The organism is Phenylobacterium sp., from assembly GCF_004799395.1.
Classification (GTDB): Bacteria; Pseudomonadota; Alphaproteobacteria; order Caulobacterales; family Caulobacteraceae; genus Phenylobacterium.
Window position 1 is genome coordinate 1 of sequence record NZ_SSMZ01000024.1, and the last position, 20,803, is coordinate 20,803.

17 protein-coding genes and 1 pseudogene are annotated in these 20,803 nt (G+C 69.5%); 7 read left to right on the forward strand and 11 right to left on the reverse strand.

Going from position 1 to position 20,803, the window contains the following annotated elements:
• From E8A12_RS01920 to E8A12_RS01940, 5 genes and pseudogenes are all read left to right on the forward strand, one after another.
• Positions 1 to 228 (forward strand): annotated as a pseudogene (locus E8A12_RS01920) (hypothetical protein); the annotation flags it as partial.
• Between the two features lie 45 nt (positions 229 to 273).
• A complete protein-coding gene (locus E8A12_RS01925) occupies positions 274 to 825 on the forward strand; it encodes a sigma-70 family RNA polymerase sigma factor (RefSeq protein WP_293366065.1) in 552 nt (183 codons plus the stop codon).
• A gap of 108 nt (positions 826 to 933) precedes the next feature.
• On the forward strand, positions 934 to 1,917 hold the full coding sequence (locus E8A12_RS01930) for a FecR domain-containing protein (RefSeq protein ID WP_293366066.1): 984 nt from the start codon (positions 934 to 936) through the stop codon (positions 1,915 to 1,917).
• 36 nt (positions 1,918 to 1,953) lie between these two features.
• Positions 1,954 to 4,404, forward strand: coding sequence for a TonB-dependent receptor (locus tag E8A12_RS01935; protein ID WP_293366067.1), 2,451 nt, complete (start codon positions 1,954 to 1,956; stop codon positions 4,402 to 4,404).
• Between the two features lie 154 nt (positions 4,405 to 4,558).
• On the forward strand, positions 4,559 to 5,377 hold the full coding sequence (locus E8A12_RS01940; protein ID WP_293366068.1) for a glycosyltransferase: 819 nt from the start codon (positions 4,559 to 4,561) through the stop codon (positions 5,375 to 5,377).
• A 59-nt stretch (positions 5,378 to 5,436) separates the two neighbouring features.
• Here E8A12_RS01940 and E8A12_RS01945 read toward each other — a convergent pair whose 3' ends face one another.
• The 8 genes from E8A12_RS01945 to E8A12_RS01980 all read right to left on the reverse strand — a co-directional run bounded on the left by E8A12_RS01945 (position 5,437) and on the right by E8A12_RS01980 (position 15,811).
• Positions 5,437 to 5,877: a response regulator transcription factor gene (locus E8A12_RS01945; protein ID WP_293366069.1), complete on the reverse strand. Its 441-nt coding sequence runs from the start codon at positions 5,875 to 5,877 to the stop codon at positions 5,437 to 5,439.
• A complete protein-coding gene (locus tag E8A12_RS01950; RefSeq protein WP_293366070.1) occupies positions 5,864 to 8,269 on the reverse strand; it encodes a PAS domain S-box protein in 2,406 nt (801 codons plus the stop codon). The genes E8A12_RS01945 and E8A12_RS01950 overlap by 14 nt, the downstream gene beginning before the upstream one ends.
• Before the next feature lie 112 nt (positions 8,270 to 8,381).
• Positions 8,382 to 8,846 carry a PAS domain S-box protein gene (locus E8A12_RS01955; protein WP_293366071.1) on the reverse strand — a complete coding sequence of 155 codons (465 nt, stop codon included), beginning with the start codon at positions 8,844 to 8,846 and terminating at the stop codon, positions 8,382 to 8,384.
• A gap of 97 nt (positions 8,847 to 8,943) precedes the next feature.
• Positions 8,944 to 10,728, reverse strand: coding sequence for a response regulator (locus tag E8A12_RS01960; RefSeq protein WP_293366072.1), 1,785 nt, complete (start codon positions 10,726 to 10,728; stop codon positions 8,944 to 8,946).
• Entirely contained in the window at positions 10,725 to 11,315 is a 591-nt protein-coding gene (locus E8A12_RS01965; RefSeq protein WP_293366073.1) for a YfiR family protein, read from the reverse strand. The genes E8A12_RS01960 and E8A12_RS01965 overlap by 4 nt, the downstream gene beginning before the upstream one ends.
• The gene (locus tag E8A12_RS01970; protein ID WP_293366074.1) at positions 11,303 to 13,246 is read right to left on the reverse strand and encodes a TonB-dependent receptor; all 1,944 of its coding nucleotides are present in this window, start codon (positions 13,244 to 13,246) and stop codon (positions 11,303 to 11,305) included. The genes E8A12_RS01965 and E8A12_RS01970 overlap by 13 nt, the downstream gene beginning before the upstream one ends.
• A 102-nt stretch (positions 13,247 to 13,348) precedes the next feature.
• Positions 13,349 to 14,986: a GMC family oxidoreductase gene (locus E8A12_RS01975; protein WP_293366075.1), complete on the reverse strand. Its 1,638-nt coding sequence runs from the start codon at positions 14,984 to 14,986 to the stop codon at positions 13,349 to 13,351.
• Between the two features lie 3 nt (positions 14,987 to 14,989).
• Positions 14,990 to 15,811: an SDR family NAD(P)-dependent oxidoreductase gene (locus tag E8A12_RS01980; protein ID WP_293366076.1), complete on the reverse strand. Its 822-nt coding sequence runs from the start codon at positions 15,809 to 15,811 to the stop codon at positions 14,990 to 14,992.
• A 195-nt stretch (positions 15,812 to 16,006) separates the two neighbouring features.
• On the opposite strand from E8A12_RS01980, the gene E8A12_RS01985 reads away from it, so the two are divergent.
• Positions 16,007 to 16,936, forward strand: a complete 930-nt coding sequence (locus E8A12_RS01985; protein WP_293366077.1) for a helix-turn-helix transcriptional regulator — start codon at positions 16,007 to 16,009, stop codon at positions 16,934 to 16,936.
• On the opposite strand, the gene E8A12_RS01990 is transcribed toward E8A12_RS01985, so the two are convergent.
• The 3 genes from E8A12_RS01990 to E8A12_RS02000 form a co-directional block, all read right to left on the reverse strand.
• Positions 16,933 to 17,907, reverse strand: coding sequence for an HWE histidine kinase domain-containing protein (locus E8A12_RS01990; protein WP_293366078.1), 975 nt, complete (start codon positions 17,905 to 17,907; stop codon positions 16,933 to 16,935). The two genes, E8A12_RS01985 and E8A12_RS01990, sit on opposite strands and share 4 nt — an antisense overlap.
• Positions 17,908 to 17,988: 81 nt before the next feature.
• Positions 17,989 to 18,819: a polysaccharide deacetylase gene (locus E8A12_RS01995; RefSeq protein ID WP_293366079.1), complete on the reverse strand. Its 831-nt coding sequence runs from the start codon at positions 18,817 to 18,819 to the stop codon at positions 17,989 to 17,991.
• 14 nt (positions 18,820 to 18,833) lie between these two features.
• Positions 18,834 to 19,631 carry a glycosyltransferase family 2 protein gene (locus E8A12_RS02000; protein WP_293366080.1) on the reverse strand — a complete coding sequence of 266 codons (798 nt, stop codon included), beginning with the start codon at positions 19,629 to 19,631 and terminating at the stop codon, positions 18,834 to 18,836.
• A gap of 234 nt (positions 19,632 to 19,865) precedes the next feature.
• On the opposite strand from E8A12_RS02000, the gene E8A12_RS02005 reads away from it, so the two are divergent.
• Positions 19,866 to 20,803: 2OG-Fe(II) oxygenase (locus E8A12_RS02005; RefSeq protein ID WP_293366081.1), on the forward strand; the 938-nt coding region annotated here is incomplete at its 3' end.

Below are 20,803 nucleotides of genomic sequence, written 5' to 3' on the forward strand. Positions count from 1 at the left end.
CGCGACGCCCGGGTGATCGAGAGCCTGCCCGGGATCAAGGTCCCCTCGGTGGTCATCGTCGGCGCCGACGACACGCCTTTCCTGGCCGCCTCGGACTACATGGCCGCCAAGATTCCCGGGGCGAAGAAGGCGGTGATCCCGAACGCGGGCCACAGCGCCAACATCGACCAGCCCGCCGCCTTCAACGCCGCCCTGATGGGGTTCCTCAAGGACGCGAAGCTCATCTAGCTGTGGCCTTGGCGCCCCGGGGCGAAATGCGGCACACCTGCAGACGTGGCCGATAAGCCTTCCCCTTCGCTGACCGACGATCCCCTGCTGGCCGCTTACCTGGAGCGCCGCGCCAATCTGGTGCGCTTCCTGGCCGCGCGCGCTGGCTCGCTGGCCGTGGCCGAAGACCTGGCCCAGGAGCTCTATTTGCGGCTGGCCGCGCGCGACCGCGCCGAGGCGGTGACCAACCCGGTCGCCCTGCTCTACCGCATGGCCTTCAACCTGATGCTGGATCGCGCCCGGGGCGAGACCCGGGCCGCCGCGCGGGAGACCGCCTGGCGCCAGACCGCGCGCACCGAGGTCGGCGGCGTGGAGATCGCCGACGAGCCGCCCGCGGACGAGGCCGCCGCCTCCGCCCAGCGTCTGCGCCAGCTGATCGCCGCCGTCGCCGAGCTGCCGCCCCAGGCCGGCCGAGCCTTTCGCCTGCACAAGCTGGAGGGCCTCAGCCATGCCGAGACCGCGCGGACCATGGGCCTCTCGGTCAAGGCCGTGGAAAAGCACGTCAGCGCAGCGCTGAAGACGCTGACCGCAAGGCTCGCGCCGCGGTTCGACGCATGAACAACCAGGAATTGTGCAAACTCTTGTTCCACACGACAGGGGGGCAAGCCGCCTCGGCGCCGTCTATCTTCATAATGGGCGCATTATGCCGCCGGGTTGGATTCCGTGATGAGTGACGCCTGGACCAGGGGAGACGACGCCAGGCGCGCGCAAGCGGCCGACTGGCTCGTGCGCCTGCAGGCGGCGGACGCCACCGAGGCCGAGGCTTGCGATTTCGACGCCTGGCTGAGCGTGCACCCCGCCAATGCCGCGGCCTATGACGCCGCCTTGGCCGTCACGCTTGAGCTGCAAGCCGCCTCCGACGGGATCGTCGAGGGTCTGGCCGAGACGCCGCGCCGCCGCCCGGCGTCGCGCGGCTGGCTGATCGCCGGCGGAATCGCCGCGGCGGCCGCCCTCGCGCTTGCGGTCATGCCCTATGGCGCCCTCGCGCCGCCTCTGACCCAGACCTACGCCACCGGCAAGGGCGAGCACCGTACGGTGAAGCTCGCCGACGGCTCGACCCTCGAACTCAACGCCGGCTCAAGCCTCAGCGTCACCCTTGGCCGCCACGAACGCCATGTGATCATGCCGCAGGGCGAGGCGGTGTTCGACGTGGCCGCCGACAAGGCCCGGCCCTTCCTGATCGACGCCGGCGACCGCACGGTCCGCGTGGTCGGAACCCGCTTCGACCTGCGCCGACGCGGCGACGCGCTCTCCGTCACCGTCGAGCGCGGCGTGGTGGAGGTCCGTCCTGGCGGCGACCTGGCCGGCCGTGTCTGGCGCCTGCATCCTGGCGAACGGCTGGACACCACCCAGGGCGTCGCAGCCGTGGCGCTCACCACCGCCGACCCGCAACAGGTCGAAAGCTGGCGCGCCGGCCGGCTGATCTTCCGCGACCAGCCGCTGGGCGACGTGGTGGCCGATCTGAACCAGCAATTCGCCAAACCGATCACGCTTGAAGATCCGGCCCTGGCGCAGGTGCGCGTCTCGGGCGTGCTCGTGCTCGACGATCAGGCTGCGGTTATTCGTCGCCTCGCTTTGCTCGCCCCCATCAAGGCGCTACCCTCAGGGCAAGGCGTTCTGCTTCGCAGCGATCCGGCGGCGAAGCCATGAGGGGGACTACGGGCCATATCCAGGCCGGCGGCCTTTTTGCGCGCGTCCCTCACGGGACTGTGCCTCCTCACGCTCGCCACCAGAGCTGAGGCCGCTGAAGCGCGCCGGCGCTTCGTCATTCCCTCCAAGTCCTACGACGAAGCCCTAATCGACCTGGCCGTGCAGGCCAATGTCTCCCTGCTGGGCGCCTCAGCTTGCGGCGCCGGCGGCCGGACCGCGCTCGCCGGCCGCTATACGCTCAGCGACGCACTGGCTCGCCTCCTGGCCGGCGCGCCCTGCACCTGGAGGATCGTCGACGCACAGACGGTGCGGATCGCCCCGGTCGCTGTGGCTGCGACGTCGCCGAAGCCGCCGGCCGCTCCCGCGGTGGCCGAGCTGCTGGTCACCGCAAGCAAGCGGGCCGAACGCCTGGACGACGTGCCGGCCGGGGTCAGCGTCATCTCCGCCGAGCAGCTCTTCGCCACCAACGCCTACGACGCGCGCGCGACCGCGGGGCAGTTGGTCGGTGTCCTGACCACCAACCTCGGGCCCGGCCGCGATAAGCTCCTGATGCGCGGACTATCCGACGGCGCCTTCACCGGGCGGGCGCGCTCCACCGTCTCCACCTACCTCGACGATGCGCCGATCAACTACAACGCCCCCGATCCGGACCTGCGCCTGGTGGACGTGGAGCGGGTGGAGACCGTGCGCGGGCCGCAAGGCGCGCTCTACGGCTCCGGCGCGCTCGCCGGGGTCTATCGGATCGTCACCAACAAGCCCGACTCCGACCACTACGCCGCCGGGGCCAGCGCCACGGCGTCCTCCACCGACGGGGGAGCCCCGAGCTACGAGGGCGAGGGCTACCTGAACACGCCCATCGTCCAGGGCCGCGCGGCCCTGCGGCTGGTCGCCTATTACGACGACCAGGGCGGCTATCTCGACAACGCCGCCCTGCGCCTTTCCAACGTCGATTCCACCCTGCGCGCCGGCGGCCGCGTGGCGCTGGGCCTGCAGCTCAGCGACAACTGGACGGCGGATTTGAGCTTTACTGGCCAGCATCTCAGCTCGCGCGACACGCAGTACACCACCACGCCGCCGCATCAGGTCCGCGAGGCCTCCAACAACGACTTCGCCCAGGTCGCGTTCAATGTGCATGGCGGCCTGGGCTGGGCCGATCTTGCGGCGACCACCTCCTATGTGCGCCACGCCTACGCCAGCCTCTACGACGCCACGGCCCAGGCGAGCTTCTTCAGCGACACCGGCGCGGCGCTCGGCATCTACTCCGAGAGCGCGCGCATCCAGCGGGTGGTGCAGGACGTGGTGCTCACCTCGACCGGCGCCGGGCCGTTCTCCTGGCTGGTGGGAGCCTATGGCTCCAGCTCGCGGGAGCGCACGCCTTCGTCGCTCGACATCGTCGCCAATCCGCCGATCGAACCGGTGGCGCCCGTCGTCCTGAGCGCCCCGTCCACCGCCCGCGGCGAGGATCTGCCCGCCGACGACCTGGGCGGCGGCGGATTGGTCCCCATGCCGCTGACCCGGGTCTACAGCGAGAACCGCATCGACCACGTGCAAGACATGGCCATCTACGGCGAGGGGTCGTGGCGCTTTGCGCCTGGTTGGAGCGCCACCGTGGGCCTGCGGGCCTTTGACACCTGGCTCAAGGTCGCCGCCACCATCATCGGCGCGCCGCCCGCTCAATCGCGCGACGTCAACGAGAGCCGCAGCTTCAACGGCGCCACCCCGAAACTCTCCGTCCAGTACCAGTTCGACGACGAGGGGCCCCTCGTCTACGCCCTCTACTCGGAGGGCTACCGCCCGGGTGGGGTGAACTCCACCGGCTTCCTGCCGATCCGGCCCTCGCGGGCCACCTTCGATCCGGACCGGCTGATCAACTTCGAGCTGGGGGCCAAGGGCCAGTTCCTGGATCGCCGCCTGACCGTGCGCGCCGCGGCCTTCTACGACCTGTGGAACAATATCCAGTCCGATCAATATCGGCCGTCGGGCCTGGCCTACACCGCCAATGTCGGCGACGCCCATATCAAGGGCCTGGAGGCGGAAGCCGAATACGTGTGGGACTTTGGCCTCACTCTGCAGGCCAACGCGCTGAATTCCGCGCCCAAGTTCACCCGGGTGAACCCCGATTTCGCCGGGACGCTGGGGTCCGGCCTGCCCGGCGCCCCACGCTGGTCAGGCGGCCTGCTGGCCCGCTACGACCGGCCCTTGCGCGGAGAGCTCAAGCTGCAACTGGTCGGCCAGGCCAACTATGTCGGCCCGGCGCGCCTGACCTTCGACCCCACACTCTCGGCGCGCACCGACCCGGTGGTCGAATCCGAGCTGCTGGCCGAACTGGTGCGCCGGCGATTGAGCGGCGGGCTCTTCGTCACCAACCCCACCAACGCTTCCAGCAACACCTTCGCCTACGGTAACCCCTTCACCTTCGGCCAGGTCCGGCAGGTCACGCCGCAGCGGCCCCGCACCGTCGGCGTCCGCGTCGCCGCCGCATTCTGAGACGATCCATAGCCCTTGCGGGCCGCCCCGATGTGGCAGGCTGTCGCAGGAAAGAATCCTCGGTTCGCCGAGCGGGGGGCAAGCTTGAGCAGCGGCGTCTTTACCTTGACGGCGGGTTTACATGCCGCGGGGCTCTGGGACGGGGTAGCTGCCGGTGAAGCTTTCGGCGCTTGTCTGTGCGCACAACGATGAGGCGCGTCTGGCGACATGCCTGCGCGGCCTGGAGTTCTGCGACGAGATCGTCGTGGTGGCGGACCGCTGCACCGATCGCTCGCAGGACGTCGCCAGGCAATACGGCGCCCGGGTCATCGACGGCATCTTCCCGATGGAAAGCCAGCGCAAGACGGCCGGCCTGGCCGCGTGCCTCGGCGAATGGGTGCTCGAGGTCGAGCCCGACGAACAGGTGGACGCCAACCTCGCCTACGAGATCCGCGCCGCGATCCATGGCCGGCCGGGCGGCGACTGGTTCGACGTGCCGGTGGACAATTTCGTGGGCGCCGCCCTTGTGCGCCGCGGCTGGGGCGCGGGCCTCGGCGAGGCGATGGCGGCGCGGCTCTATCGCCAGCGCGTGAAGCGCTGGAAGGCCGGGCGGATCGATCCGACGGCGGTGCTCGAGGGCCGCTTCGCCGGCGAGCTGGAGACGCCACTCAGCCGTCACACCGACGCCGACGTCGGCCAGATGATCGCCCGCCTGAACCGCCTAAGCGCGCTCCGCGCCCAGGACCTTGCCGACGCCGGCGAGGCGGGCGCCCTGCTCGGTGACATGGCGCGCGGCCTCGGCCGCTTCTGGACCAGCTATGTCTGGCGCCAGGGCCTGCGCGAGGGCGAACTGGGCTTTCTGATCGCGCTGATGTCCGGCCTCGATGCGATCGTCTCCGGCATCCGCGCGCGCGGCCTGGTCAGGGCCCGCGCCGTCACCGCCGCCGAGCCCGCGATACAGCCCGCCCGCCTCGGCCTCGCCGGTCGTCGCTAGGACGCGCCAGCCGTCGGTGGCGGTCCGTCAAGGCGATCGGCGCGCTCCGACGATCTGAACTAGCCCAGCAACTGCTCAACGTCCGTGAAGAGGGCCTCGAGGCTGCGCGCCTCGACGGGGCGTCGAAAGAGGCGCTGCACCCGCATCAGTAACTGGTTGTCGTTGAACGGCTTGGAAAGGTAGTCCCGGGCGCCCAGGCCGATGGCGCGTTTGACGTCGGGCGCACTGTGCCGCGCCGTCAACACCAGCGTCGGCGTGCTCGCGGTTCCGATCTTGCCCATCTTCTGAAGCACGCCGAAACCATCGAGACCCGGCATGCCGAGGTCGAGGACCATGGCCGCGGGCTTGAGCGTGGTCAGCCGCGCCAGGGCCTCGTGGCCGTCTCGGGCGCTGAACACGTCATAGCCGGCCAGCGTCAGCCGGGTGCACACCAGTTCCAGCACCGCGCGGTCGTCATCCACGGCGAGTATGCGCCGTTTCGTCGGCTCAAAGGACGGCATAGCGCGGCTCCATCTCGATCGGGGCGGCCTCGTCGACGAGCGCCTGGCACAGGGCGCCGATCAATTCCGCCGCCTGCATTGGCTTTCGAACGCGGCCCGTGAACAGCGAGCCCGGCTCCGGCCGCCCGGACGAGCTGTCGTGCTCGGCGGAGAACGACAGGATCGGCACATCGCGGTTGGGGCCGTCGCCGGTGCGGATCGCGAGGGCTGCGGCGCGGCCGTCCAGCCGCGGCATCCGCAAGTCCATCAGGATCAGGTCGACCGGCAACCCGGCGGCGAACTCCAGCGCCTCCTGCCCGTCACAGACCTCGCTCACCTCGACTCCGTGCGGTTCCAGCATGGCGCGGACCAGTTCGCGATTGGCCGGATTGTCGTCGGCGACCAGCACCCGCAGACCTTCGAGATCGCCGCGGACGTCCGCCGCATCGTCCAGCACAGGACGCGCCACGACCGGCGCCGGCAGCTCCAGGCGGAAGGTCGAGCCCTTGCCCACGCGGCTGTGCAGCGAGATCGACCCGCCCATCGCCGTGGCCAGGCCCTTGCAGATCGCCAGTCCCAGGCCGCTGCCGCCCTTGGCGCGGGTCGACGAGGCGTCGACCTGCGAGAAGCGCTGGAAGAGTTTCTCCTGCGCCTTCGCGGCGATGCCAGGGCCGGTGTCCGTGACCTCAACCGCCAGCCGCCCGGCGGCCGGATCGTACGCCAGCGATACGCTCACCGCGCCGCGATCGGTGAATTTCACCGCATTTCCGACCAGGTTCACCAGCGCCTGCCGAAGGTGGCGGCCATCCAGGGCGACGAAGTCCGGCACGTCGGGTGCAGAGTCGAACCGCAGGGCCAGCGACTTGGCCTGCGCCTGGAAGACGAACATCTCCAGCACCTCGCGCGCCAGCACGCCGGCCGCCGTCGGCTGCGGCGTGACCGTCAACTGTCCGGCCTCCAGCTTTGAGAAATCCAGCACGTCGTTGACGATCGCCAGCAGGCCGCGGCCCGCCGCGGCGATCCTCTCCACCTGCCCCTTGGCGACGGCGTCCAGGTCATCGCGCTCAGCCAGCAGGCTGGTGTAGCCCAGCACCGCGGTCAGCGGCGTGCGGATCTCATGGCTCATGTTGGCGAGGAATTCGGACTTCACCTGCACCGCCTGCTCAGCCTCGGCGAGCGCCTCCCGTAGGCGGTCCTTCAGGGCCTGCTGCGGACCGACGTCGCGGGTCATGTCGATGATATCGACGGCGACGCCATCTTCGTTGTGAACAAGGCGGGGATTGCTCTCGAGCCACAGCCACGAGCCAGCCTTGTTTCGGGCGCGGAAGCGGATCGCCTGCCCCGGCTCTCGCCGGCCGCTCAGGAGATCGCGGAACGACTGCATGAACCGGGCGCGGTCGTCGACATGCACCAGATCCTGCATGCGCGCACCGACGAGATCGGCGGCCGTAAAGCCGGTGAGCCGTTCGACGGAGGGCGACAGGTAGGTCAGCCTGCCGGTGCTGACTGACGTCTGCGAGATCATGTCGGTGATGTTTTCGGCAAGCAGCCTATAGCGGCGCTCGCTCTCTTCCAACGCCTGCTTGGCGACGATCTGCTCGGTGACGTCCAGCACCGTCCCAAAGACGGCGATGACCTCGCCGGTCGCGCCGGTTTCGCAGACCCCGCGCCCGCTGAGATAGCAGACGCCGCCGTCCGGCTGGACGATCCGCGTCAGGATATCCTTCCAGCCCTCGCCGGTGCGCAGCGCCTCGGCGATGCGGGCGTCGGACTCGGCCTTGTCGTCCGGGTGGATCAAGTCCATGGCGCGCGCCAGCGCCACCGTATCGCCCACCGGCAGGCCGTGCATGCGGAAGATCTGCGCCGACCAGCTGGCCTCCAGCGTCCCGGCGTCCAGGCGCCAGTAGCCGACGCCCGCCACCTCTTCGAGCAGTGAGGCCCGGCGGGCCTGCTCCCGCAGGGCGTCGCGGGCCGCGCGCCGGTCGGTCACGTCACGGAAGACGTTGAGCACCCCCGCTGGCCGACTGTCTGGCCCCGGCAGGATCGAAGGATTGCCCTCCATCCAGATCCACTTGCCATCACGCCTTCGGAAACGGTGTTCGCGGTCGTCTTGGCGAATGACATCGTCGCCGGAATAGGCGTGGTCCCGATTGGCCAGGAAGCGCAACAGATCGTCAGGATGGACCAGGTCCGCGCCGGTCAGGCCGATGAGTTCGTGGGGTTCGTAGCCCATGTTCCGCGCGGCCGGCGAGGCATAGAAGATCGCGCCGTTCAGGTCGGTGATGATGATCAGGTCGTTGATCTTCTCCGACAGCACGTCCCAGGTTACGTCGCGTCTGGACGTATCGACCGCCTCCGTGAGGCGCGCGCGCGCCGGGTCTTCAGGATCTTGTCGACCCGCGGCTTCGGACATAAGAATCCTATAAGAAATCAATATATTTCAGATAGTTATGCGACCGCTCTTACATCACGGTTAATGTCGCTGCGACCCGGAGTCGCAGGTTGCCGGTAAGCGGGCGCGGGAGTCACGCCTGCGGCGCGCGCGCCAGGTGCGCCTGAGCGCGCAGGTGGTCGCGCATCGCCCGGCGATCGGTCACATCGCAAAACACGTTCAGCACGTCGCCGAGACGCCCGTCGCTGGCCGGCAGTATCGTCGGGTGGCCCTCTAGCCAGGCCCAGGACCCGTCCTTGCGTAGGTAGCGGAATTCACGGCGCACCCGCTCGTCGCCCACGTCAGGGACGAACAGCCGGGCGCTGTTGGCGGCGAAGCCGGTCAGGTCGTCGGGATGCACGAAATCGGCGCCCAGGCGGCCGATCAGCTCCTGCGGCTCGTAGCCGAGGTTACGGCAACTCTCCGAAACGTAGAGGATGACGCCTCGGGAATCGGCCCGCACGACCAGGTCATCGGCCCCGCCGCTCGCCACAGGGGCCTTGGGCGGGTCGATCGGCGTCGCGCTGGACGGGTCAAGGTCTCGATGGACGTCCGGCATCTCGCCTCCTCGGCCGGACGGTGGCTCTCCGGCGGGGTCACTACCGCCCGCGCCCGTTGGGGAATGGTGAAGAGGCGCTGCGACCAAGCGCCGCCGGTCAGCGCGCGCTCTGGTCCCGCGCCAGCCCGGCGTCCCGCAGCAGCGCCGCCACGGTCCGCGCCAGGGCGTCCATGTTGAACGGCTTGCGCAGGATCGTCGCCTCGCCGCCCAGCGCGGCCTCCACCTGGTCGGTGTCAGCATAGCCGCTGGCGAACACGATCGGCACACCCGGGCAGCGCACCCTTGCGAGCCGCGCCAGCTCCGCGCCGTTCATGATCGGCATGGCGTAGTCGAACAGCATCAGGTCCGGGCAGACGGTCTCCAGCATGTCGAGCGCCTTGGCCCCGCTGTCGGCTTCCAGGACCCGGTAGCCGAGCAACTCCAGGGTCTGGCAGGCCAAGCTGCGCACAGCGTCCTCGTCGTCGACCACCAGCACCGTGCGGCCGCTCTCCGGCGCCAGGATCGGCTCCGGCGCGCTGGGCGCTTCGCTGGCCTCGGCGGCCACGGCCGAGCGGCGCAGCAGCAGGCTGACTCTCGTGCCCTGGCCCGGCTGGCTGGCGATCCGAGCCGCGCCGCCCGCCTGCCGCGCCACGCCATAGACCTGGCTCAGTCCGAGCCCGGTGCCCTTGCCGACGCCCTTGGTGGTGAAGAACGGATCGAACGCCCGCTCGATCACCTCCGGCGACATGCCTTCGCCGGTGTCGGCGACGCTCAGGTCGACGTATTCCCCTGGCTCCAGCACCGGGTCGCCCGCCTCGATCGTGCGGATGGCGGTCGAGATGGTCAGCCGGCCGCCGTCAGGCATGGCGTCGCGGGCGTTGATGGCGAGGTTCAGCACCGCCAGCTCCAGCTGGGTGCGGTCGCTCATCACCGCGGCGCGCGTGTCGTCCAGCGCCACCGCCAGCACGATATCGGGGCCGAGCGTGCGCACCAAAAGGTCGTGCATGTCGGCGATCAGGTCGGCCGCCACGAAGGCGCGCAGCTCCAGCTTCTGGCTGCGCGAGAAGGCCAGAAGCTGCCGCGTCAGGCTGGCCCCGCGCTCGGCCGCGGCGATACCGTTCTCCGACCAGGCGGCCACCTTGGCCGTGTCCTCCGGCTTGCGGCGGATCAGCTCGAAGGCGCCGTGCACCACCTGCAGCAGATTGTTGAAATCGTGGGCGATCCCGCCGGTGAGCTGGCCAAGCGCCTCCATCTTCTGGCTCTGCCGCAGCGCCTCCTCGGCCTTGCCGCGCGCCGCCATCTCCTCCACCAGCCGCGCATTGGCCGCGCTCAGCAGGCGCGCGCGGGCCTGCAGCTGAGCCGCCGCCGCCGTCACCACGCCCAGCAGCAGGAAGGCCAGCACGGTCAGCAGGGCCAGCCCGGAGTGGCGCCCCAGGATCGCGGCCCAGGACTCCGGCTGGGTCTCCAGATAGACCGCCCCCAGCCGCTGCCCCCGTTCGGAGACCGGGCGCGTCACCGTCACGTGCCGCTCCGCGAACCGCGAGCCAATGGCGGGCGTCCGCGGCGGCGGCGCGTGCGCGTCGGGTCGGTGGAACACCACTACCGCCTGGCCCGTCGCGTCATAGACCGCCGCGGCCGCCACCGCCCGGTTGACCCGAAGCGCATCGACATATTCGCGCATCGCCGCACGGTCGTCGAAGCTCAACGCAGCGCTGACGCTGGCGGCCAGGATGTCGGCCTGCACCTCGGCGGCCCGCGACGCCTGGCTGCGGAATTCGATCTCGGCGCGGCCGGCCAGCAGCGCGCCGATCGCCAGCAGCGCCACGACGCTGGCCCAGGCGACGTTCACCAGCCGCCGGTCGGCGAGCCTGCGGTCGGCCACGGTGGGATCGCGCCAGCTCATCGCTTCACCGCCACGGCCAGGGCCAGCAGCTTGGAACTGATCGATACGCCGTTGCGGTCCGCCTGGGCCGCGTCGATGCTAAACCGCACCTTGCCCGCATCGATCACCAGGTGGACGATGCCCTTGGCCGCGCCGCCACGGCCCTCGTCGGTCACCGTCAGCACAGGCGCGCCGCTCACCGCCGAGAGGGCCTGGGCCTGCGACTGCCCCGGCCCTCCGGCCACATAGGCGATCTGGCAGCCAGAGCCGGCGTCTAGCCGCGCCAGACGGCGCACCTCGACCGGATGGCCGGCCACCGCCTGCCCGCTCACGGCCTGGTCGAGCAGCGGACCGAAGGGGTCGGCGCCCTGGACGCAGATCAACAACGGCGCATTGGGCGCGGACCAGGCCTGCGCCGGCCAGCTGACGAACGGCGCGAGCTTGTAGAGGTAGGTCGCCTTGACGGCCATCTCCAACGACGGCTCCGCCCGTGTCGGCGCGGCCGCGGCCAGGCACAGCATCGCCGCGCCGGCCAGGCCGGCGCGGCGTCGCCCGCTCGCCGGACCGCGGCGCGGCGGCAACCTTGGCGGCCTGATCAGAATCGCCATTGCAGGTCAGCGGAGACGGCGCGTTGGATGGCGTCCCCGCCAGGATACTCCAGATGCCGCGCATGGAGCAGGTTGCGGCCCGACACCGAGATCTGCAGGCGATCGGTGATGTTCCAGCCGAGCCGGCTGTTCAGCTCGACATAGGCGGGCACGACGTCGTTCGGCAGGGCGCCCACATAGCGCAGGTCGCCATCCAGGGTGAACCTCTGGCCCAGGTCCATGGAGGATTTCAGCGACCCCTGGAACTTCGGGTCCAGCCCATCCTGCTGTAGGCCGACGATGCCGATCGCGCCCGGCTTGAACCGCAAGTCCTCGTGCAGGGTGCTGAAGCCCCCGGACATCCGCCACCAGGACTGGACCCGGACCTCGCCCCAGGCCTCGAGCCCATAGGTCGTGCCCTCCAGGCCATTGCCCCACAGCAGCGGAAGCGCCGGCCCCGGAGACAGCTCAATGGTCCGTAGCTGATCGTAGTCATTGTAGAAGGTCGAGATCGAGAAGCTGGCGACAGACGTCGGATGGAAGCGGGCGCCGGCCTCGTAGGCTGTCAGCTTCTCTTGCTGGAAACTCGCGTCGCCGATCAATTGCGGGGCCGCCGTGGGCGTAATCTTCTCCACCACGTCGCGGTCGAAGGGGGTGGGCGAGCGCACCGCCTTCGACACCGCGCCCCAGAGCGTCAGCGCCCCATTGGGCGACCAGGCCAGACGAACGTCGGGCAAGGGCTCGGCGTTAACGTAAGGGTCGGCCTCGACCTTCAGCCCCACGGTCAGCCGCAGCGTCGATGAGAGGGTGATGGTGTCCTGCGCGAAGGCGTCCGCCAAGTTCAGGTCGCCCGACCCGGGAATGAAGAACAGCGTCGGCGTGCCTTCGATCCGATAGCGGCTGGTGCGGCCACCCCCGCCGAACACGATCTGGTTGCGCTCGCCAAGGGTGAAGCTGTCCTGGACGTCGATATTGAAGGTATCCACGTAGAACTTGCCGCCACCACCCTCGGTGGCCCGCTCGGCGCGGTCATAGTAGGCCTCCGCCTGGAGTTCGGTTCCTGCCGCGGTCGCATGGGTCCAATGGGCGGTGAGGTTCTGGCCTGAAATGTCCTCGTCGCCGGCGCCCGCCTGCGATTCCGAGCCGCGATAGGCGTCGCCCTGGAAGGTGAGCATGTCGCCGCTGCGCGCGGCCCAGTCCATGCGGAACCCGCCCTGCACCCGCGACCAGCCGTCATCCGCCTTGGCGCCCGCCGCCGTGCGCTCCTCATCGTCCGCCACAGCGTGCCCATAGATCCGCCACGTCAGGTTTTCCGAGACCTTGCCGCCGTAGCGGAGCCCGAGCTGGCGCCCCTGATCGCCGGCGCCCACGTCCACCAGGCCGCCCTGGGTCTGGGTGGTTGAACGGGTGATGATGTTGATGACGCCGTTGACCGCATTGGCGCCCCAAAGCGTCGCGCCGGGCCCGCTGATCACCTCGATACGCTCGATGTCCTCTGGCAGGACGTCCTGCATGTCCCAGTAGACGCCCGAGAACAGCGGCGTATAGACGCTGCGCCCGTCGATCAGCACCAGCAGCTTGTTGGAAAAGCTCTGGGCGCCGGGATTGCCGTTGAAGCCCCGGGCCGTGATCACATAGCCGCTGGCGCTGGTCTGGGTGACCTGAAGGTTTGGCGCCAGCCGCAGGATCTCCGGTACGCTGGTGGCGCCGGACCGGGCGATATCGTCATGGGTGATGACGTAGATCGACGAGGCGGCTTCAGAGAGCGGCTCATCCCGCTTCGACACTGAGGTGACTGTCAGGTTCGCCAGGTCTTCCAGCGAGAAGTCCCGCAACTTCTCGACCGCCTGATCGCCGCCCGCGTTGGCGGCCGAGACGTCCGCCCGCGCCGAGGCAGCCAAGCCGGCTGCGAGCACCACACCGAGCAATAGCGTTCGTCCGTGCGCCGCCAATTTGCTCATCCCCCACAGTGCGGCATATTTCCCGGGCGACCAGGACCGCATCTTCCCCGCAAGGCAACGCTTTTAACGACAGCCGGTTCCCGAGTTAGACACCTAGGCCAAGCTTTCACCGGCCTTGTGTACGCGGGGTCCTTTGAGGTGAGCGGCCTGAGCTGGGGGCGGCGTCGAAGCGCCCAGCCGCTCCAGCAGGTGGTCGCCGACCCGCATGGCGTTGGCCACAGTGGTCAGCGTCGGGTTCACCGAGGCGATGGAGGGGAAGAAGCTGGTGTCGGTGACGTAGAGGTTGTCCACCTCGTGGGCCTTGCACCAGGGGTCCAGCACGGAACCCTTCGGGTCCTTGCCGAACCGGACGGTGCCCGCCTGGTGCGCCGTGCCATAGAGCGGCAACAGGCTGCCGAACTCGAAATGATGCTGGCTGATCGGGTGCGCGTGATCGACGAAGCCATCCAGCGAGGCGTGCAGCTTCTTCACCAGCCGCTCGTGGCCTTCCAGGTTGTTGTAGGTGTAGTCCACGCAGATCCGCCCGTCGGACGTCAGGTGCACCCGGTTGTCGGGCAGCGGCAGGTCCTCCGAGATCACCAGCATCGACAGCATCCGCTCGGCCACGCCTTCGGAGATCACATCCGGCACCAGGCCCGGCGGCAACCAGTCGGAGACCTGTCCCTCCAGCGTCTGGCCGCTCATGTATTCCAGGAGCTGGATGTGCCCCATGGGCAGGTTGTAGCTGCCGTCAGGATCGCCCCAGTAGAAGTCGTTGCAGGCCATCGTCTTGGGGAAGGTGATGTCCACATGCGCCGCGGTCAGCGAGACCATGGCCGTCAACGTGTGGAACATGTAGTTGCGCCCCACCTGGTCGGAGCCGTTGGCGAGGCCATTGGGATGGGCGGCGTTGGCGGAGGCCAGCAGCACCGCCGCCGTATTGGCCGCGCCGGCCGCCAGCACCACGATGTCGCCGGTCCAGCGCTCCTCCCCCTGCTCGGTCTGGCAGACCACCTCGGTCACCGTCTTGCCGGAAGGATCGGTCTCCAGGTGCGTCACCTTACGGCCGGTGAGCAACGTGATGTTCGGCAGGTCCATGAGCGGCTCGATGGCGATGGTCCGCGCATCCGACTTGGCCTTCAGCAGGCAGGGATAGCCGCCGCAGGTCTTGCACTTGATGCAGACCGAAGTGACCGGGTGGGCCTGATCGAGGTTGATCCCCAAAGGCAGGGAGAACGGCCGCCAGCCCTGCGCCTTCCAGTGGCCGCGCAACTGGGCGATGCCGGGGTCGTCGTGCACGGCCGCGTAGGCGTAGGGCGGCTCGTTCCCCTCTTCGGTCGGGTCATCGCCCCGCGCGCCGTGCACTCGCCACAGGGTCTCGGCCTCGGCATAATAGGGCGCGAGGTCCGTCAGGCTGACCGGCCACGCCGGCGACACCCCGCCGGCGTGCTCCACCTGTTCGAAATCCCGCCCGCGCAGCCGCATCAGGGCCGCGCCGTAGAATGTGGTGTTGCCGCCAACCCAGTAGTGCGTGTTCGGGTGGAAGGGCTTTCCCTTCTTGTCGTACCACGGCTCCTTGGTCTGGTAGCGGCGCTCGATGAACACCGCCTTGGGACTCCAGTTCTCCGCCTCGCGCGGCAGCTGGTCGCCGCGCTCGAGGATCAGGATGGTCTTGCCGCTCGCCGCCAGGCGCTGGGCGATGGTCCCGCCTCCGGCCCCCGATCCGATGATCACCACGTCGAAATGGGCCACGCCTCAGTCCTCCAGATGGTACTTGGCCGACGCGCGGCTCAGGATGGCGATCAACAGCGGTTGCGGCGTGTAGTGCAAGACCGCCGCGGCGATCTTGTTGTGCAGGCCGGGCACGACGACCACCTGGCCGCGGTCGTTGGCCGCCAGCGTCGTGGCCACCACCTGCTCGGCGGTCTGGAAGAACCGCCGGGGCGCGGCGTCCATCACCGTCTTGGTGCCGTTGACCTCGGCGAATTCGGTCAGGGTGAAGCCCGGGCAGGTGACGGTGACCTTGACGCCGGTCCCCTTCAGCTCGGCGGCCAGCGATTGGCTCCAGCTGACCATCAGGCTCTTGGCGCCGGGATAGAGGCTGTGGCCGGCCACACCAGGCGCGAAGGCGGCCATCGAACCGACATTGACGATGGATCCGCGGCGCCGCTCGACCATGCCCGGGATCACTCCGTGCGCCAGGCCGCAGGCGTTGACCACCAGGGTCATCAGGAAATCCCGCTGTCGGCCCCAGGGCACGCCCACGAAGCTCTGGGCGATCGAGAAGCCGGCGTTGTTGACCAGCACCTCCACCGAGCGGCCGCGCGACGCCACTGCCGCCAGCACGCCCTCGCAGGCCTCGAAACCCGCCAGGTCGGCGGGGATGGCGAAGGCGTCGATCCCGTGGGCCGCCGCCAGCTCCGCAGCCAGCGCCTGCAACCTGTCCGTGCGCCGCGCGACCAGCGCCAGGTCATGGCCCCGCGCCGCATAGGCCCTGGCGAAAGCCGCTCCGATCCCGGCCGAGGCGCCGGTGATCAGGGCGAGAGGACGTGGGGCGCTGGCGGCGGGCGGGCTCATGGTCTCAGTTGCGGCGTTCCGCGCCCCGCCGTCAAACCGAACCGCCGGGCCGAGTTAACGGGCGCTTATCCCCCTTTGGGCCAAACAAGGTTCGACAAGTCCTGCAACCGCATTGACAAGAGTTCTCGCTAGAGGCGAAACCCTCGCTCGCGAAGACATCGCCAATTGGCCATCGCACCGCCAAGACAGGACGCCATGAGCGAACCCTTCGCCAAGAAGCTGGAACTTGTCCTCAAGGTGCTCTCCATGAGCCGGGCGCGGCTTGCGGCGGACCTCGGCGTCGACAAGTCGGTGGTCGGACGCTGGGTCTCCGGCGCGGTCCATCCCTCGGCCCACAACCTATCGCTGCTGTCGGCGCTGATCGCCCAGCGCATTGCGGGCTTCAACACGCTCGACTGGGACCGCAGCCTGGCGGCCTTTGCCGAACTGGTGGGCGCGGACCTCAAGGCCGTGGCCGGCCACGCGCCGGCGCCGGGCAGCGCCGTCTCCGGCCTGCCGCTTGCGGGCATGGAGCAGTTCCTCGCCGCCACCGCCATGCGCGGGTCCGCCTACGAGGGCTTCTATCGCACCACACGGCCCTACATGCTGGCGCCGGGCCGCTTCATCCACGACCACGCCATGGTGCGGATCGACCCCACCGGTCTCCTGCGCATCCGCATCGGCGCCGGCGGCACGATCGCCGACGGCTGGATCCTGCTGGCCGGCAATCAGCTCTTCGCGGTCACCGTCGACGTGATCAGCGGGGCTGTGCTGTTCGGCATCTTCCACGGCGTCGCCACGCCCAAGGCCGAGGTGGTCGATGGGCTGGTCCTGGCGCCCTCGCTGGACGTCGGACGCACGCCGGCCGCCTATCCGATGTTGCTGGAGCGGGTCGAGGACCTCTCAGGCGAGATGGCCGCCGACGACAAGCGGTTCATCGAGCTCGCCGCGCACGATCCCGTCGCCCCGGAAGGCTCCGTTTCCGAGGCGGTCCGCAACCACCTGCTCGGCGATTTCGGTCCGACGTCAGCCGCGTTGGGGGGCGAATTGCTCCTGCGGTTGCCGTTGCTGATCTCGATGTCGCGCGGACCGGCCTACCGCGAGGCCCCGACCGCGGCCAATGACCGGCGCGCGCCCGGCGGCTAACCCTCGGTCACGCTCTCACTCAGGGGCGCGGTCAGGCTGAACACGACCCCGCCTGGAGCGTAGACCAGCCGTACGTTGGCCTGCAGCTCTGAGGCCAGCCCCCGCTCGATCAGCCGGCTGCCGAAACCGGCCTGCCCCGGCGAACCCACAGGCGGCCCGCCCGTCTCTCGCCAGATCAGCTTCAGCCGCCGCGCTTCCGCTGCGCCCTCCAGCGTCCAGGTCAGCGACACCCGACCATCCGGAGTCGACAGCGCCCCGTACTTGGCCGCATTGGTGGCCAGTTCGTGCAGCCCCAGCGCCATGGCGGTCGCGGTCTGCGGCGCCAGATGGATCTCCGGACCCGCGATGGTGAATCGCTCGTCGTCGCCGTGCGGATTGGCCATCTCGGCCGCGACCGAGGCCAGGCTCGCGCCGGTCCAGGTTTCGGCGACCAGCACGTCGTTGGCGCGCGCCAGCGCGATCAGCCGGGCCATGAAACGCTCCCGCGCTTCTGGCGAGACGTCCGGACTGCGCAGGCTCTGGGCGGCGATCGCCTGCACCGTGGCCAGGCTGTTCTTGACCCGGTGGTTGAGCTCGTTGGCCAGCAGCCGCTGGCGGGCGTCGGCGGTCTTGCGCTCGGTGATGTCGGTGAGCGTCAGCGCCACCCCGCCGCCGCGCATCGGCACGATCCGCAGCTCCACCACCCGGTCGGGCCGCAGCCGCGAGCTGGTCTCGAAGCTGGCCGGCGTCCCGTCGCGCATCGCCGCGCGGCAGCTGGCCTCGAAGGGCGTCCCGAGGCCCTGCGGGAAGACCTCCCACAGATCGCGGCCCAGGATGGCCTCTCGAGCCACCCCGAAATATTCCTCGGCGGCCCGGTTGAAGACGACGAAACGCCAGTCCGAATCCAGCGCGTAGAAAGCGTCGCTGACGCTCTCGAGCACCGCCTCCAGGCGGGCTTCATAGCTGGGCTCTGATGGCGAAGGCATCGACATCGGTACTCGATACGGCAACTTGGCCGCAACCCTAGCAGGCGATGGCGACGCTTGCAGCCCGTGCATTCGATATCGGGGCGATCAGGCGGGGTGGGCCAGCGCCATGTCGCTGACCAACCGGGTCGCGGAGCGGCGGAGCGCCTTGGCCCGGCGCGTCTGGGTTTCCGCCAGCAGTTCGGGCAGCGACACCCAGCTCAGCTCCGGCTGCGATTTGCTCCAACGCAGGAAGTCGCCCAGGAAGGTCCAGGCGGCGGTGTCGTGCACCAGGTGGTGGCTGAGCAGGCCGATCGGCGCCTCCCACAGCCCCGCGCGACGCCGGCGGCGCAGCTCGGTCGTCAGGGCGGCCAGCAGCCGGCCGCGCCCGCGGAACCGCGAGCCGCCGCGCCAGCGCATCATATCCAGGTGGATGTCCAGCCGTGGGCAGGTCCCGCTCGCCGACAACAACCCGCCCGCCGACCAGCCGGCATAGCCGCCCGCGCCCAGCGCGCGCTCCAGGCGGGGGTGGACGTCGTTCCAGGGCGGGACGAAAACCTTCAGCGCCCCCGGGACTTTCTCCAGGCGGCTCCAGCCGGCGGCCAGCGCCTCTTCGACGTCCCGTTGGCTGCAGTCGTGCGGGAACTCGCCCGCCGCGGCGCCCTCGCGCCGGTTCTGGTGGTCGACCCCATGCTGGCTCACGCTCACCAGTTCCGCGCCTTGAAGACGCGCCGCCAGCCCGGACATCTCGCCCACCGGCACCACAGCCAGCGTCAGCGGCGTACGGGTCGTGGTGGCGAGCTGCACCAACCGATCCAGCAGCAGCCGGTCAAGGGTCGTCGCCAACCCGGAGGCGTCGTCGTCGCGCCACCACAGGCGCGCCGTGCGGCCTGCTGCTCGCCAGCGCCGCAGCTCGAGCCAGAGGAGCAGGTTGTTCATGCGCCCGCGCTTTCCTAAGCGGCCCGGGCCAGCGGCAAGGCCGGCTCGACGGTGTCGGCCGTTGGGCGGTCCAGCTCGGCGCGCATCGCCGAAACCAGCGGGTACAGCCCCGCCATCATTGCGATCATCAGACCCCAGCCGCCCTCTTTCCAGCCACGTCGACGGACGTAGCACTTCCAGAACCGGCGCAGCCCACGCCAGGCATTGTCGGCAACGCCGGTCTTGCCGCCATGTTCCCGCAGGTCCTGCGCTTTCAGATCGGTGTAACGGTCAAGCCGGCGGAACACGTCCGACACGTCGTCGGCGAATTGGTGGCGCAAGGGGCTGGTGAACTTCGGGCCTTCCGGGCCGTCGAAAGCCACACCCGGATGCACCCGCTCGTCGCCCCAGCGCTTCGAGCCCCGGCGATAGAAGCGCGCGGCCAGGCTGGTGCCGAACGCGCCGCCCCAGCCATGACGTATCAGCCGATCGCCCACATAGTTGTCGACGGGCGTCTTGCGGAAGGCGAACCGGTCGTCGTCCAGGCTGCGCAGTAATTCGCCGGCCAGATCCGCGCTGACGATCTCGTCGGCGTCGACCTCCAGGATCCACTCGCCCGACGCAGCGTTCATTCCCGCCGCTCGGCGCGGACCTTCCAGGGGGAACACCCCGCTGACCATCACCGCCCCATAGGCCTCTCCGATGGCGCGGGTGCGGTCGGTGCAGCGGTCGAGGACCAGCACGATCTCATCGGCGAATCCCAAGGCGTCCAGGCAGCGCGCCAGGCGCCGCTCCTCGTTGTGAACGCAAAGCACGGCCGACAGTCTGATCATCAACGTCCCCTCACGGACGAATGACGCCTGGCCGACTGTGTCACCTCAGTAAACAAGCTCTGGCGCGGCGCATTGTCGCGCTTCGCTTTATGTAATTTTTATAGGGACTTGCGGGCAATTTCGACTGTTTCGGCAGCATTGCGGAGCTGCGTCCCGTGGGAGTCGACGCCGCCTCCGCGGCGCCGCATATGGCCCGCAGAGTAGCGGCTGATTTCTGCGAGGGGGCGGATCCGCATGACCGAACTGCGACCCGGCGAACCGACGCCCTGGTTCTATGCGCCCAGCGCCTCCAACCCGAGCTTCAACTTCGCCTCTGTGGCCGGGCGGTACATTCTGATGGGCTTCCCGCCCGCCGACCCTGCGGCGCGCGAGCGGGTGTTCGATGTCATGAAGGCCAATATCGGCCTGCTGCGCGACGACAACGTCGCCTGCTTCGTCGTGCTGAACGACCAGGAAAGCTTCGCCCGCGCCCGCGACCGCAACGGCATGCGCTGGTTCTTCGACCCCGATGGCGCGGTCAGCCGGCTTTATGGCGCGCTCGACGAAACGGGCGCCGAGCGGCCGATCTGGGTGGCCATCGACCCGTCGCTGCGCGTGATGTTCGTCGCGCCCATGGCGGAGAGCGCTGAGGTCTTCGCCCGGCTCGGCGCCCTGCCGCCGCCCGACGGCCACGCCGGCGTCCCTCTGCACGCTCCGGTGATGATCACGCCGCGACTCTTCGAGCCCGACCTCTGCCGCCGCCTGATCGCCTACTACGAGACCCATGGCGGCGCGCCCTCCGGCGTGATGCGCCAGCAGGACGGCCGCACGGTGGCCGTGCTCGACGATTTCAAGAAGCGTCGCGACGCCGCGATCGAGGACGAAGCCCTGTGCCGGGAGACCCGCGCGGCTCTGAGCCAGCGGCTGAAGCCGGAGATCCTCAAGGCCTTCCGCTTCCAGGTCACCCGCGTCGAGCGCTACATAGTCGCCCGCTACAGCGCCGAGGACGGCGGCTACTTCCGCCCGCACCGCGACAATCTCACCAGCGGCACAGCCCACCGGCAGTTCGCGGTCTCCATCAACCTCAACGCCGAGGATTTCGAGGGCGGCGACCTGCGTTTCCCGGAGTACGGCACGCGCACCTACCGCCCGCCTACCGGAGGCGCGGTGGTGTTCTCCTGCTCCCTGCTGCA